Source organism: Xanthomonas sp. WHRI 7064 (assembly GCF_040202355.2).
Lineage (GTDB): Bacteria > Pseudomonadota > Gammaproteobacteria > Xanthomonadales > Xanthomonadaceae > Xanthomonas > Xanthomonas arboricola.
Window position 1 is genome coordinate 2,169,168 of sequence record NZ_CP167821.1, and the last position, 15,832, is coordinate 2,184,999.

A 15,832-nucleotide genomic window follows, 5' to 3' on the forward strand; every position below is an offset into this window, starting at 1 on the left:
CGGCAGCGCGCTGTTGATTGATGACGCCCACCAGTGGCGAGAGAGAAACGATGGACACCGAAGCGATGAGCGTACGTGCTTACCTGGCCGAACAAAGCAAGCGCGCGCTTGCGTTGCTACTGTGCTGCACGGTCACCTGGACATCGTTTCCGGCATGGGCACAGATGACGCCAACGCCAAATCCCGGCGGGCAGACACCCGGTCAACAGGTCGCCGCCAATGGCGTGCCGGTGGTGGACATCGTCGCGCCCAATGCGCGCGGCATCTCGCATAACCGCTACAGCAATTTCAATGTCGGCCCGAACGGGTTGATCCTCAACAACAGCGCGCAGATCTCCAAGACCGAGCTGGGCGGCTATGTCGCCGGCAACAACAATCTGCAACGCAGCGGCGCCGCCTCGCTGATCCTCAACGAGGTCACTTCGGCCAGCAGCCGCTTGCAGGGATACACCGAAATCGCCGGTGCCAAGGCGCAGTTGGTGATCGCCAACCCCAACGGCATTTCCTGCGATGGCTGCGGGTTTCTCAACACTTCGCGCGTGACCTTGACCACCGGCACACCCAACCTGGGCAGCGATGGCGCGTTGAACGGCTTCAGCATCACCGGCGGTGCGCTGAGTATCGGCAGCAACGGTCTGGATGCGTTCAATGTGGACCGCCTGGACCTGCTCTCGCGTCAGCTCAGCGTGGACGGCTCGATCTGGACCAGGGAACTGGTCGCTGCCGCGGGTGCAGGGCGGGTCAACTATGACGGCATGCTGCTGGACGTGGTGCCGGGCACCGATGGCGCGGCACCGTCGATCGGCATCGACGTGGCGCAGCTGGGCGGCATGTATGCCGACCGTATTCGCCTGATTGCGACCGAAGCCGGTGTGGGCGTGGTGAGTCGCGGCACCCTGGCGGCGCAGAGTGGCGATCTGCAGATCGACAGCGCCGGCCAGGTGAGCCTGAGCGGGACCACGGTGGCGCGCGATGGAATGGGTGTGCGTGCAGCCGGTGACCTCGACCAGCGCGGCGTGCTCGGCTCGCAGCAAGGCGATGTGCGCCTGCGCGGCGCGCGCATGACCCTGGCAGGCGATCTGGTCGCCGCCGGTATCCTGGATGCACAAGCCAGTGGCACGTTGAGCCACAGCGGCCGCAGCAGCGCCGGGGCCATCCGTCTGTTCGGTTCGGAATTGAATGCCGATGGCAGTCTGCATACGACTGGTGCGCTGGATCTGGGCGCCGACGGTGTATTGCGCAGCAATGGGGTGGCCTATGCGGCAACCGCTGCAACCCTGCGCGCGGGCCAGATTGGCCTGACCGGCACGCTGCAGAGCGGCGGCGCGATCGGGCTGAATGCGAACGCGATTGATGCACTGGGCACCCTGGACGCGGCCACCGCCTTGCGCGTGAACAGTAGCGGCGACGCGCGCCTGGGTGGATTGGCGCAGGCCGGGCAGGGTGCTGATGTGCAAGCCGGCGGTCGGCTGGAACTGCAGGGTCAGCTGATTGCAGCGGATGCAGTGGCGCTCAATGCGGCGAGTATCGACATCGCACAGCGCGGTGCAGTGTCTGCGGGTGGCGATCTGGAGTTGCGCAGTGCAGGTGCGTTGAACAATGCCGGTAGCGGCTACGCCGGCCGCGATCTGCGTCTCCAGGCAGCGTCTGTCACCACGACGGGCAGTCTGGCGGCCGCACGCGATGCGCAGGCGGCGGTTGCGGGTGGTCTGGTCAATAGCGGCACGTTCGTTGCTGGCAATGCGCTGACCATCGACGCGGCGCAGCTGGACAGTCGTGGCGATATCGGCAGCCAGCGTGGGGAGACGCTGCTGCGCAGCCGCGGCGGTCTGGCGCTCAGCGGCAACACCGTGGCAGGTACTGCCCTGGGCCTGGATGCCGCAGCGGATGCGCAAGTCTCGGGCATCGTCAACGCCGGTAGCGTAAATCTTCGTAGCGGCGGGGATACCGCACTCTCCGGCACCCTGCAGACCACCGCCGGTGGGTTGGTGATCGCCGCAGGCGGTGAGCTCGTCAGCGATGCCGTGGTGGGTTCGACAGGCACGATCGATTTGCAGGCGAACGGCGCGCTGAGTCAGCGTGGTCAGCTCCGCGGCGACGGCGCGGTGCAATTGCGCGGCGCAGCGGTCGAGCACAACGGTGTCATCGATGCAGGTGGCGACCTGCGCATCACCAGTGCTGCCGAGCTCGCGTTGGACGGCACCGTGCAGAGCGCTGGCTCAGCCACATTGCAGGCGGGCGCAGCACTGCAGAACCGCGCGAAGGTGATCGCAGCTGGCGCGCTGGATGTAGAGGCAGCCTCGTTGCGCAACGCGCAAAGTGGCGCGTTTTCGTCGGATGCCGGTGCGCGCGTGCGCACGGCCGGCACATTGGACAATGCCGGCAGCCTGTATGCGGCGAGCGATCTGCAGCTGACCGCAGGCGCGTTCACGCAAAGCGGCAGCGCCAGCTCGGGCAACACGCTTTCGGCAGCTGTGAGCGGGTCATTCGACAACGCTGGCAATGTGATTGCCAGGAACGCGCTACAGATCGATGCCGGCAGCGTGCGCAGCAGCGGTCAACTCGGCAGCGAAGCGGCAGGTGTCCGTCTGGGCAGCCAGGGCGATATCGCGCTGCAAGGCGTGGTTGCCGCTGCGACCACGCTGCAGGCCAGCGCCGCTGGCGATCTGCAGCAGGCAGGGTCGCTAAGAGCGCAATCGCTGGCATTGAGTGCCGGGCGTGATCTCACCGCTGCTGGCAACCTGCAATCAGCGTCCACGCTGGATCTGCAGGCACAACGTGCTCTGACATTTGCTGCCCAGGGCCAGGCTGGCGGTGATGCTTCGATGCGCGCCACCACACTGACAACCAGCCAGGATGCGGTGTTGCAGAGCACGGGAGCGATTGCGCTGGACAGCGCGGCCATCGACAGCCGCGGCAAGCTGGATGCAGGGAGCGATCTGCACATCCGCAGCCAGGGCGATCTGGCGCTGGCGGGTGTGGCACAAGGCGGGCGCGACGTTGTTTTGAATGCTACCGGCGCGCTCAGTAACGCAGCGCAGGTGTTTGCAGGCCGCGATCTGTCGTTGCAGGCAGCTAGCCTCGACAACACCACGAGCGGTGTGTTGGCGGGCGAGGGCAACATCGCCCTGACCACTACGGCACTGCTGAACAACGCTGGCCGCGTGCAGGCCGGTGGCGATCTGCAGGTCAGCGCAGCAAATATGGACCAAGGCGGCAGCGCGTCTGCAGGCAGGGCGTTGCGCGCCGCCATCGCAGGCACGCTGGCCAATCGTGGCAATCTGATCGCCAAGGATGCGTTGCAGGTCGATGCGGCCACGCTGCGTAGCAGTGGGCAGTTGGGTAGCGAGCGGGCCGATGTCACGTTGAACAGCCGAGACGCGCTGCAACTCGAGGGTGTGGTTGCAGCGGCCACTGCATTGCGCGCGACTGCTGGCGGCGATTTGCAGCAGGCCGGTTCGCTCAAGGCACAGTCGATCGCGTTGCAGGCGGGGCGCGACCTCACTGCAAATGGCACTCTGCAATCGGCATCCACGTTGGACCTGCAGGCGCAGCGCACGCTCGCCCTGAATGGACAGGCATCGAGTACGGGTGAGGCAACCGTCACCGGTGCAACGGTTCTGACAGGCGCTGCAGCAGTGCTGCAGAGCGGTGCCGCCATCACCCTGGATGGCGGCTCCATCGATAGCCGCGGTTCGCTCGATGCGGCGACCGATTTGAACGTGCGTAGCGCCGGTGATCTTGCACTGGCTGGCGTGGTCCAGGGCGGGCGCGATGTTGCGCTGACCGCTGCGGGCGCGTTGAACAATGGCGCTCAAGTCGTCGCAGCCCGCGATCTGCACGTGCAGGCCGCCAGCGCCAACAATGCTGCAACTGCAACGCTGGGTGCACTACGCGACCTGCGCGTCGATGTCGCCGGGGTGTTGGAAAACAAGGGCAGCCTGCATGGCGAGCGTGGCCTTGCACTGAACACCGGAACATTGCTTCAGCGCGGCCGTGTCTACAGCGGGGATGCGGTATCGATCTCGTCGACAGGCGCATTCGAAAACGCGGGCCAGCTGGTATCGGGCAAGGATCTGAGCATCGCTGCCGACAGCATCGTCAGCAGCGGGCAACTCGGCTCGGTCAACGGCGCACTGACATTGACCAGCCAGAACGCGATCGATCTGCACGGTGTGGTGGCTGCGGCGACCACGCTGCAAGCCACCGCTGGCACCGATCTGCTGCAGAGCGGCTCGCTCAACGCGCAGGCCGTGACATTGCAGGCTGGCCGCGATCTCACTGCCGGGGGAACCCTGCAGTCCGCGTCTGCGTTGGATCTGCAGGCGCAGCGTAGCCTGACGTTGAACGGTCAGGCGCAGGCGGGCAGTGACGCCAACCTGCGCGGCAACAGCATCGCCACCGGCCGCGACGCCGTGCTGAAAAGCGTCGGCGCGATCAGCCTGGACGGTGCGGCAATCGACAGCCGTGGCACGCTCGATGCCGGCACGGACCTGCGCCTGCGCAGCACGGGAGCACTTGCGCTCGCAGGCGTGGCGCAAGCCAATCGCGATGTTGTGTTGAGCGCAACCGACACCTTGAGTAATGCGAGCCAGGTGATTGCCGGCCGTGATCTGTCGGTGCAGGCGGGCAACATCAATAACGTGGCGGCCGGCGTGTTGGCGGCCGATGGCAGCGTCACGCTGACCTCTGGCGCGTTGCAGAACGCCGGCAGCCTGCAGAGCGGTGGCGATCTGCGCATCACCGCCGCCAGCATGGATCAGGGCGGTACTGCGATTGCAGGCAAGGCACTGACCGCGAAGGTCACTGGCACGCTGGACAACCGCGGCAACCTCATTGCCAAAGACACGCTGCAGGTGGAGGCAGGCAGCTTGCGCAGCAGCGGCCAGCTCGGTAGCGAAACTGCCAACGTCAGCTTGATCAGCCAAGGCGACATGACGCTGCAAGGCGTTGTCGCCGCAGCGACCACACTGCAGGCCACTGCAGTTGGCGATCTGCAGCAGGCCGGCTCGCTCAAGGCGCAATCGATCGCGCTACAGGCCGGGCGCGATCTCACCGCCGCAGGCACGCTGCAGTCGGCAACGCAACTGGATCTGCAGGCGCAGCGCGCACTGACAATGAACGGACAAGCGGTGGCGACGGGCAATGTAACCCTGCGCGGCGCGCGGATCGGCACCGGTCAGGCTGCCGTGCTGCAAAGCGGTGGCGCGATCAGCCTGGATGGTGCCGCGATCGACAGCCGTGGCGCACTCGATGCAGCCACTGATTTGAATCTACGCAGCACCGGCGACCTGGCGGTTGCCGGTGTGGCGCAAGCCGATCGCAATGTGGTGCTGAGCGCAGCTGGCACGTTGACCAATGCGGCGCAAGTCGTCGCTGGTCAGAGCTTGAACGTCACCGCAGCCAGCGCAAGCAATGCCGCCAGCGGCGTGCTGCTCGCGCAGGGCGACGCTACCTTCGCCATCGGCGGCTTGCTCGACAATGCTGGCGCCGTGCGCGCCGGCAATCAACTCGCCTTGGGCGTCGGGTCGCTGCGCCAGACTGGCCAGGCCTACGGCTTGCAACGCCTGGGTGTTATCGCCACTGGAGCGGTGGACAATCGCGGTGACCTGATTGGCGGCAATGGCTTGCGCGTGGAAGCGGCGCAAGTCAGCAGCAGCGGCCAGCTGGGCAGCGAGCGCGGGGATGTCGCATTGATCAGCCGCGGCAACCTGGAGCTCGGCGGCAACCTCGCATCGGCAGGCAGCTTCTCGGCGCAGGCCGATGGCGCGCTGGCACAGAGCGGCACCTTGAGCGCTGGTAGCACGCTGGAATTACGCTCCAAGGGCGATCTGGGTGTGGCCGGCCAGCTCGGCGCTCAGCAGGTCACCTTGACCAGCGACGCCGTGTTGCGTCAGCAGGGCACCGTCAGCGGTACGACGGTAGGTCTGCAGGGCGCACGCATCGAGAACGCCGGGCAGACCACCGCTTCGGGCAACTTGAGCCTGCGTGCGGGTGAGATCAGTATCGTCGGCACGGTGGGCGCTGGTATCAACGCAGACGGCAGCCTCGGCAGCGGACGCACGCTGAGCCTGATCGCCGATCGCCAACTCAGCGCCTCCGGCAAGCTGTTGGCTGGCGGCAACCTCACGGCGCAGGGCAGCCAGCTGCAGCTGGCGGGTGCCAGCACACGCGCAACCGGCAATGTCGCACTGACCACCGGCGGCAACCTCGATCATCGTGGCGGTGATTTGCTTGCCGGCGGCACGCTCACCGTGCAGGCCGGCGGCAATATCGACAACGGGCGTCTCAACGCCGTCGCCGGCCAGATGCAGGCCAACCAGCTGAGTATCGACGGCGCCAGCCTGAGCAATGCCGGCGGGCGGTTGGTGCAAAGCGGCAACGGACTGACCCGCGTCAGCATCGGCGGCGCGATCGACAACACCGGTGGCACGCTGGCCAGCAATGCGCAGGATCTGACCATCACTGCAGCCAGCCTGGAAAATGCACAAGGGCGCATCGAGCATGCCGGCACCGGCACCCTGTCGGTCACCAGCCGTAGTGCGCTGGGCAACAGCAGTGGGCGCATCCTCACGCAAGGGCAACTGAACCTGGATGCCAGTGGCGCGTTGAACAACCAGGGCGGCGCGATTGCCGCAGCGGGCGATGCAGCACTCACTGTTGCTGGCCTCAATAACATCAGTGGTTCGGTCTCAGCACGTGAATTGAAGGTGCAAAGTACCGGCGCGGCCGACAACCGCAACGGCTTGCTGCAGGCCAGCGGTGGTGCGCTGACCTTGCGTGCCGACAGCCTCAGCAATGCCGGCGGCATTGTGCAGGCGGTCGCAAACGCTGGTGCGGGTGGAAGCCTGCGCGTCGAACTCAATCGTGGCCTGGACAACGGCAACGGCACGATCGGTGCCGGCACCGACGCAGTGGTTACTGCGGAAAACATCAGCAGCAGCGGCGGCAGTCTGCAAGCAGCGCGCGACCTCAGCGTCACGGCACGCGGCCAGCTAGACAATCACCAAGGCGGCAAGCTCAGTGCTGGCCGTGATCTCAACGTTGCCGTCGCCGGCGCGTTGCTCAACAGCGGCGGCCAGCTCGATGCCGGCAATACGCTGACCGCCTCCGGCGGAAGTATCGACAATAGCCAAGGCAGTATCGTCAACAACGGCGGTGGACTGACACGCATCACCACCGGTGGTGCATTGACCAACAGCGGCGGCAATCTCGGTGGACGCGGCAGCGTGGTGATCGATGCCGCCAGCATCGCCAACAACAGCGGCCAGCTGGTCGCCGGCGGCGACCTGATCGCCACCACCAATGGCTTGAACAACCAGGGCGGCAACGTCTATGCCGGCGCGAGCTTCCTGCTGCAGCGCGCAGGCGCCACGCTAGACAATCAGAACGGCACCATCAAGGCCGAGCAGGCAGTCCGCTTGAACCTGCAGAACTTGAACAACGCGGGTGGCAAGATTGGCGCCGGCAGCATGACCGGCGGCGCCGGCGATGTGGTGATCGATACCGTCGGCTTCGACGGTGGCGGCAGCATCCTGGCGCAGAACCTGCTGGACCTGACCTTGCGTAGCGACTACACCCACCGCGCCGGTGCAGACCTTACCAGTAACGGCACTTTCAACCTGCGCGTCGGTGGGAGCCTGGTCAACGAGTCCACGCTCAAGGCTGCGCGCAGTCTGGACATTACGGCCAGCAGCATCACCAACCGCGCCGGCGCCAACATCCTGTCCAACGACACCCGCCTCAACGGCGGCAACATCATCGACAACGCCGGCAGTATCTCCGGCAATGGCGCACTGTCGCTGGTGGCGAACAGCATCAACAACACCGGCAGCATCGTCGGCGGCAACGTCTCGGTGAGCACCGGCACATTGGTGAACGGCGCCGACTTCGGCGGCGCGACCGACAACGCAGCCTATGGCTCGGCCTTGCTTGGTTCCACCGGCAACATGAATCTGATCGTGCGCGATCAACTACTCAACCGCGACGCGCGCATCTTCAGCCTGGGCAATATCGCCATCGGCGGCGCGCAGGATGGCGGCGGCACCTTGGTATCGCGTACGGGTGTGGTCAATAACCTGTCGGGCAGCATCGAGGCTGATGGGAGCATCTTGATTGCGGCCAATCAGCTGAATAATCGGCGGCGGGTTTTGACTACTGCATTGGGTGCATTGACCGAGCAAGAAAAGGCAGCTGCGAATGCAACGATGCCCGAGGAGCTTATTGAGTCACGTGGAATTGTCTATCCAAGGCAATCTTACTTCATTCGTTTTCCTTACACAGGAAAAAATCCTGGTGTTTATCGTTCCTATTCGGTCGAACAGCAAGAGCGTCTCATCGCTGCAAGTACGGAGGGACGAATCGCGGCTGGAGGAAATATAGCGATTTCTGGAAGCGTCACCAATAACACTTCGTCGATTGCGGCGGCAGGTGCGCTGCAAATAAACCAACGTGGTGTGGGTGGATTGAGTGATGGGCTTTTCGTTGGTGGAGAGTCAATCTTCAACGAATCGCTTGCCTTGAATAGGCAAGTCGTACAGAGAGACTACGAGTATTCAGTAACAGCGGTCATTGACGACTGTGCGCTGAACCAAGGGAATCGGCGTCCTATCTGTACATATGATGCTGAGTCAAAAACCATTTCTTCTTCTACGATCAACACGAGCTATATCGCCCTGGGCGCCAGCATGACCGGTGGCCAAGGCGTCAGCATCAACGGCGCCAACATCAGTAATGGTGCCGTCGGCAGTGACGGTCGTGGCATCAGCGGCGCTTCGCTGAATGGTGTCGGCGCACAAGGTGGCTTGACCGGCCGCGCCACGCAAAGCGCCGGTGGAGTGGGCGGCCAGGCAGTGATCGGCCGCGCCAATGGCGGCGCGAACAGTATTCGTGTTGCCACCGGTACGACCGGCAGTGCAGGCACTCAGGTGGGTACCAACACGCAAGACGCAACGCTGGCTACATCGGGTGGCATCGTCAAGATGTCGGTTGCACCTGTCGCGTCCAACGACAGCGGGCTTGTACGCAGCAGCGTCGATCAGGCAGACGTGGAGGCCACCGCGGCCGGTAACGGCGTCACTGCCGTCGCAACTGACAGCCGTACCCGAGTCGATCCGGCCACCATTCCGGTGACCAACATTGTTGGTAGCGGGCAAACCTCGCTGACGCAGATCGATCTGCCCATTGGCGGGCTGTATCGCTTATCCGGCGGCACCGGTACCGATCTCACTGCAATGGGCCGTGCCGCCAACGGGCTGGGCGGCATCAATGCCTGGCGCAGCAATGGCCCGGGCCGTCGTTACCTGATCGAGACCGACCCGCGCTTCGTCAACTACGACAACTTCATCAGCAGCGACTTCCTGCTGGACAAGCTGGGTGTTGACCCGGAGTGGACCCAGACCCGCCTGGGCGATGGCTTCTATGAGCAGCGCCTGGTGCTGGACCAGATCACCCAGCTCACTGGTCGCCGCTATCTGGGCAACTACGCAGATGGCGTGGCGCAGTACCGCGCCTTGCTGGAGTCGGGCGTGGCCGCCGCAGGTCAGCTGCAGCTGAGCATGGGCGTGGGCTTGACCGCCGCACAAGCGGCCGCGCTGACGCAAGACATCGTCTGGATGGTCGAACAGGACTACCAGGGCCAGAAGGTGCTGGTGCCGGTTGTGTATCTGGCCTCCAACTCGCTGCAGTTGCGCGGCAACGGCGCATTGATTGCAGGCGGCAACGTCGAGCTCAACGCCACCAATTCCATGAGCAACCAGGGCGTCATCGCCGGTGCCGACGTCAGCGTCACCGCCGGTAACCTGCTCAACCAGGGCCGCATCAGCGGCACTGGCAGCGTTGCCCTGGAAGCGCGCAACGACCTGCTCAATCAGGGCCAGATCCAGGGTCGCGACGTGGCACTGGTGGCCGGCAACAACCTGGTCAGCGAAGCATCCAAGGCCATCAACGGCGTTGGCATCCTGTCGGGCATCACCGCCAGCAACACCTTGCAGATGATGGCCGGCAACGACATGACGCTGACCGGTACCCGCGTGCAGGCCGATGGCAGCGCAGCGTTGATTGCGGGCAACAACCTCAGCCTCACGCCCAGCGCCTTGCGCAACGACAACGGCTTGCTGCGCGGTGGCGACGCCGTGTCGGTAACCACGGGCAAAGATCTGGTGATGTCGGCAGGCAACGACCTGCAATTGCACGGCGTCACCATCAAGGCCGACGGTAGCGCTGCACTGCAGGCAGGCAACAACCTCTCGCTGACACCGACCACCGGTCTGGACGGCAAGGTCGCCACCCGTACCAACATCAGCACCGGCGACAGCCTGCAACTGACCGCCGGCAACGACCTGACCATCCGCCAGGCCAACGTCAAGGCCGGCGGTGATCTGATTGCTGCAGCAGGCAACAACCTCAACGTCGAATCCGTCCTCAACGAGACCGAAACCAACAGCTACAAGACCCGCAACGGCAAGACGCGCGTCACCACCACCACGACCACCCAGAGCATTGACCAGCAGGCGCTCACTGCCGGCGGCAACCTGATCCTCAGCGCCGGCAACGACGTCAATCTGGTCGCGGCCAAGCTGGACGCCGGCAAGGGTCTGGGCATCAGCGCCGGCAACGACATCAATGCCAGCACGCTGACCACGGTGGACACCAGCAACACGCTGGAAACGCGCAAGCGCTTCAAGCAGACCACAACGACCAGCGACGAAACCGTCCACGGCACCGAGCTAAACGCCGGCGGCAACCTGGCGATGCAGGCAGGCAACGACATCACCCTCACCGCCGCATCAGCCGCCACCAAGGAAGGCGGCATCACCCTGGCCGCCGGCAACGACGTCAACCTGCTCGCCGCCATCGAACAGCACGACGCCGTGCAGGACATGACCAAGAAGAAGAAGGGCACGTTCTCCAGCAAGACCACGACCACGCATGATGAGTGGCACGACAACGTGGCGGTCACCACCACGCTCAGTGGCGACACGGTGCAGATTGCGGCGGGTAACGATCTGCTGTCGCAAGGCGCGCAGCTCGCCAGCACCGGCGATGTGGTCTTGTCCGCAGGCAACAACATCACGCTGGACACGGTGCAGACCACGCACAGCGAGGAACACGAAAAGACAGTCAAGAAGTCCGGTCTCTACGGCGGCGGCGGATTCAGCGTCGCTTTGGGCGTCACCAAGAAGACCGACGGCCTGGACGTCACCGAGGTCACCAACAGCGGCAGCCTGGTCGGCAGTACCGATGGCTCGGTGACAATGACCGCCGGCAACAAGGTGGCCATTACCGGCAGCGATGTGCTGAGTGCCACCAGCACTACGATCGTGGGCAAGGAAGTCACGATTGCCGTGGCAGAAAATACCGTGGATATGGTGCAGACGTCCAAGCAGCAGAGTGCTGGCATCACGTTAGGATTGACCGGTGGGGCTGTAGACGCCGCGCAGGCGATCTACGGCGCAGTCAAGCGCGGCTCGGAGGTTGAAGACGATCGCCTGAAGGCGCTCTATGCCGCCAAGGCGGGTTACGCGGTCAGCGACACCGTGGGCTTGGTTGGCAATGGCCTGAAGGGCTACGACGGCCAAGCGGTTGCCGGAAACATGACAAAGACTGGCGCCGCCGCAGCCGATGGTGCGCAAGGTGCCGCCAATGCGACGGGGGTAAGCTTGCGCCTTGGCATCGGTGCCAGCAGTTCGTCGAGTAAGACAACCACACACGAAGAGACCACCGGCGGTAGCCGCATCCTCAGTAATGGTGATGTCACCATCGCGGCAACTGGCGGCGATCTCAACGTCATTGGCAGCAAAATTGCCGGTGAAAATGTGGCCTTGGCTGCAGCAAACAATCTCAACTTGCTCAGTAACAAAGAAACCAACACCACTAAGTCGGAGAACAAGAACGCAGGCGGTGAAATCGGCATCAGTGTCGGTGCGGTAACTGGCTATTACCTCACGGTGTCTGCAGGCAAGGGCAGCGCCAAGGGCAATAGCGATCTACGCACAGAAAGCGTGGTCACTGCCAACGACACGTTGACCTTGGTGAGCGGCAACGACACTACGATCCAGGGTGCACAAGCTGTTGGCAACAAGGTCCTTGCTAATGTCGGCGGCGATCTGCTGATCAAGAGCGAGCAGGACACCAATGAGTACAAGAGCAAACAACAGCAGGCCAGTCTGACCCTAGCGACCGGCTCGGGCAGTGGCGGCAGCTACAGCCAGCAGAAGGTCAACAGCAGCTACACCAGTGTGACTGAGCAGAGCGGCATCCAGGCTGGCAATGGTGGCTTCGACATCAATGTGGGCGGTAACACGAAGTTGGTCGGTGGTGCGATTGCTAGTGCTGCCGATGCCAGTCTCAATCGGCTGTCCACCGATAGCCTGACGGTCGAGGACCTCCAGAACAAGGCGGAGTACAAGACCAGCGGCGTAACAGTTGCCGGCGGCACGGGCAGCAGCATGGCCAGCGTTGCCATCGGTGCCGGATTGAGCATGCTGGGTAACGCCAGCGACAGCTCAAGCAGCACGACCAAAAGCGATATCGCCGCCGGTACGATCCAGATCCGCAATGGCGACGACTCTGCACTGGCAGGGTTGGATCGAAGTGCGGCCGAGTTGCAACAATCTGGGCTGAAGGAGATTTTCGACGAGCAAAAACTTGCCGAACAGCAAGAGCTTGCTCAGGCAGCGGGCGAAGTGGCGTTGCGGTCCGCTAAAGCGGTGATCACCTATAAGCGGGAGCAGGCAGCAGCTGCTGCAGATCAAGCGATGAACGATTTGTCTGTCGCCGAACGTGATGGCGATAAGGCAGCGGCTGCTGAAGCTCGTAATCGATTAGCAGATGCAAAGCAAAGTCTGGCGAGCTGGAATGACAAAGGAACTGCTAAGCAAGTCACGCAGGTTGCTGCCGGCGCGCTCGCAGCTGCGGCCTCTGGAGGCAACGTCTTGGCAGCCGCAGGTGGCGTGTTTGTTAGCGAGAATGCACTCCCTAGGTTTGCCGAAGCTTTGCAACGTAACGGCGTTAGTCCCGGTAGCGATGTCGAATCGGCACTAATGGGCGGAATGGCGGCTCTTTTCGGGGCAGCCGGTGGCCTCCTTGCCGGTGACACACAGGCAGGTGCTTCTATGGCGAGTACTGCACAAGTCTACGGCTACTACGATTACCGCGATGGAAGACAGCAGCGCCAGGGTATGGTGGCTGCCGCTCTGGATAAGATCAACGTGGTCGACCCTGACCAGCGGGCAGGTATCAACACGGTTTTGGATAATGCGGTCAGGTTGGGAGCCAATCCGGACGACTTAGTGTTGTTGCTAAAGTCTCCTGAGGCAGGTTCATATCTTGCAAGTATCGCTGCGCCGGAGACCTATGCCTTCAAGCTGTACGGAAAAGAGTACAATCGGCTTACTGTTGATCAACAAAGTGAAGTAATCAAGAAGATCCCGACAGGTACTGTTACTGTATTGATTGGGAAGACAGAAGGGACATCCGCATCTGATAATTTGCAGTCCCGGGATGTCGGCGGTTCTGCTGCAACTGGTTCTACTGGCTTAAGCGGAGCGGCATCGGATAACGAAAGCTTGCGTTTCAAGGGCGCTAGAGTTGTATCCGATTTGGCGATCGCAGGCGGACAGAAAGTCGAAGAGTTCAAAAACTTCCTTGGGCCAAAGACCGCCGAAACGACTGCTCTTGTGCTAATGGCGGCAGCCGGTGGTCCGGTTAAAACGTTCGGTGGCGCACTTTTGGGTGCGACGCCAATTGCCAGCTATGCACAGGACAAGAAAGAGACCTTCTTAGTTCAGCCATTTTCGCCGTTTGTAGGTTCAGCTGCATTCGGTGCCTACACCGACGGTGATCAACAGGCGGTTTATCCGGCTAGTCACGCCACGAGCTCAATGCTTGTCGATACATTGCTCTCATCGCTCGGTGTGTTAGGGACAAAGGCGGGTATTGCTGGAATTATTAAGAGTAGTGATGGATTTGCAGGTGCGGTAAAAGATGCTGAGCAGTACACATCGCTTCTTGATCCTAAGGCAACTAAACACATTTTGGATGGCGATTCTCCCACGTCGGGAGGGCATCGATTTGGAACAGGAAATCCTGGAAAAACGGAATTTCCAGCAAGCTGGAGTGATGATAAGATAGCTCACACTGTTTCTGATATTGCTACTGATCCAAAAGTTAAATGGTCTTTGCCGGATGGTCGTGGATATATAACTGGGACGGCGAATCGCGATGGTTTGGATGTAAAGGTTGTTTATGATACAAAAAAAGGTAGAGTTGTGAGTGGTTATCCGACAAATGTTCCCAAGAATCCAAAGCCATGAATATTTATCATAATTTGGTTAAGAAAAATCTTTATATCGTTATATCTGAGTTGGCTAATCAGCCTGGGGTTGGTAATTCATTTTTAAAAAATGAAATGTCTTATGTGGATCAAATTAACCAAGTGATGGAGTGGGTACAGGATGCTGGTGAATATGGATTGGCTTATGAAAGCATTATTTGTCTACTTGAAAAATATGATTTCACTTTGTCGGGTTTCGCTGTGGTTAAATTATTGGAAGTGGCGCTTATATTTGGATTCAAAACAGATTTAGAGCAGGATAAAGATTTTGATCGGCGCGGTTAGGCGTACGTGACATCTTCCCCCGCGTGAGGTTAGGAGTAGAGCTAGAGCGTGTTATAAAATTTAAGCGAATGCAGCTATTGCAGTCGGATGACGAACAAACGCTCCTATCACTACTAGGATCAGGTTCACTTGGACATGCACTCAATTTTGAGTGGGAGCTCATGTCAGCCCCGCGCAATTCATTGCCAGCTAAAGTTGATGGCCCGCAGTTGATGCTGCGCGCCAAACTCAGCAGGTGTCGGGTTGTCGGTCAGCCTAGGGAGTCGTGCAGGCCTTGCTGTCGGCGTTATGGCGGCGCAAATCCATAGTGGACTGACTAAACTCGGACCATTCATCCGCGTAGTCGCGGCTTGCACAGATGCTCTGCCAGGCTAAGGAGCACGACAACACTTCACGGCAGTCATGACGCAAAGTATTTCAAGAAAGTCGCAATGGCTCGGCCTCCTCGTCTGGTTGGCGCTGTGCTATGCGGTCGCTGGGCTTGGTGCGATGGCATCCATCCAGGCGGCCAGCTTCTATGCAGAACTTGCACGGCCGGCGTGGGCGCCGCCGGGCTGGTTGTTCGGGCCGGTGTGGACGGTGTTGTACGGGATGATGGCAGTGTCGGCTTGGTTGGTGTGGCGCCTTGGGGGATGGGCTGGTGCGCGCGTGGCGCTGACACTGTTCGTCGTGCAGCTGGCGCTCAACGGACTGTGGAGTTGGTTGTTCTTTGCGTGGCATCTGGGGGCGTGGGCGTTCGCTGACATCCTGGTGCTGTGGCTTGTGCTGGTGGCGACCATCGGGGCGTTTGCGAAGAGGCAGGCTCTGGCGGCGTGGTTGTTGGTGCCGTATCTCGCATGGGTGAGCTTTGCGGCCGCGCTCAACTTTTCGATCTGGCAACTCAATCCTCAGGTGCTCGGCTGATCTCGCTGCGGACCTTAGTGACTTGCACCTACCAGCGTGACGGCAGCGACGATCTGTTGCTTGATGCGAAGTGACGCCTATAGTGATGCGGTGCATTGCGCTCAAGTGAGCCCGTTAGCTGCATCGCATCAGCTGAGTCACACGTCAGCCGAGTGACACGACGGCACCAATCCATGTGCAAAACCTGCGCAGGGCCGTCCGCTTAGGCCGCTCCAAAAGTTTCCATAGCAATCAATTGCTTGCGAGCGCGTCGCTTAAATCCCTGAGCCGCAAGGTTTTCTGTTCTGTAGGCCGAGCACGTGCGCCTGC

The 15,832-nt window shown here is 61.8% G+C and carries 3 protein-coding genes; all 3 read left to right on the top strand.

Translation table 11 applies throughout. From position 1 onward, the window contains the following. The first annotated feature begins 50 nt into the window (after positions 1–50). The 3 genes from ABQY74_RS09460 (at position 51) to ABQY74_RS09470 (ending at position 15,523) form a co-directional block, all read left to right on the top strand. Positions 51–14,315, top strand: coding sequence for a hemagglutinin repeat-containing protein (locus ABQY74_RS09460; protein WP_349794593.1), 14,265 nt, complete (start codon positions 51–53; stop codon positions 14,313–14,315). Next, positions 14,312–14,620: a hypothetical protein gene (locus tag ABQY74_RS09465; protein ID WP_104570131.1), complete on the top strand. Its 309-nt coding sequence runs from the start codon at positions 14,312–14,314 to the stop codon at positions 14,618–14,620. The genes ABQY74_RS09460 and ABQY74_RS09465 overlap by 4 nt, the downstream gene beginning before the upstream one ends. 402 nt (positions 14,621–15,022) lie before the next feature. Continuing rightward, positions 15,023–15,523 carry a TspO/MBR family protein gene (locus ABQY74_RS09470; RefSeq protein ID WP_115510933.1) on the top strand — a complete coding sequence of 167 codons (501 nt, stop codon included), beginning with the start codon at positions 15,023–15,025 and terminating at the stop codon, positions 15,521–15,523. Positions 15,524–15,832: the final 309 nt, after the last annotated feature.

Bases quoted from the DNA above. Each gene is read 5' to 3' on its own strand.
- ABQY74_RS09460 (WP_349794593.1), top strand. From the start codon at position 51: ATGGACACCGAAGCGATGAGCGTACGTGCTTACCTGGCCGAACAAAGC.
- ABQY74_RS09465 (WP_104570131.1), top strand. From the start codon at position 14,312: ATGAATATTTATCATAATTTGGTTAAGAAAAATCTTTATATCGTTATA.
- ABQY74_RS09470 (WP_115510933.1), top strand. From the start codon at position 15,023: ATGACGCAAAGTATTTCAAGAAAGTCGCAATGGCTCGGCCTCCTCGTC.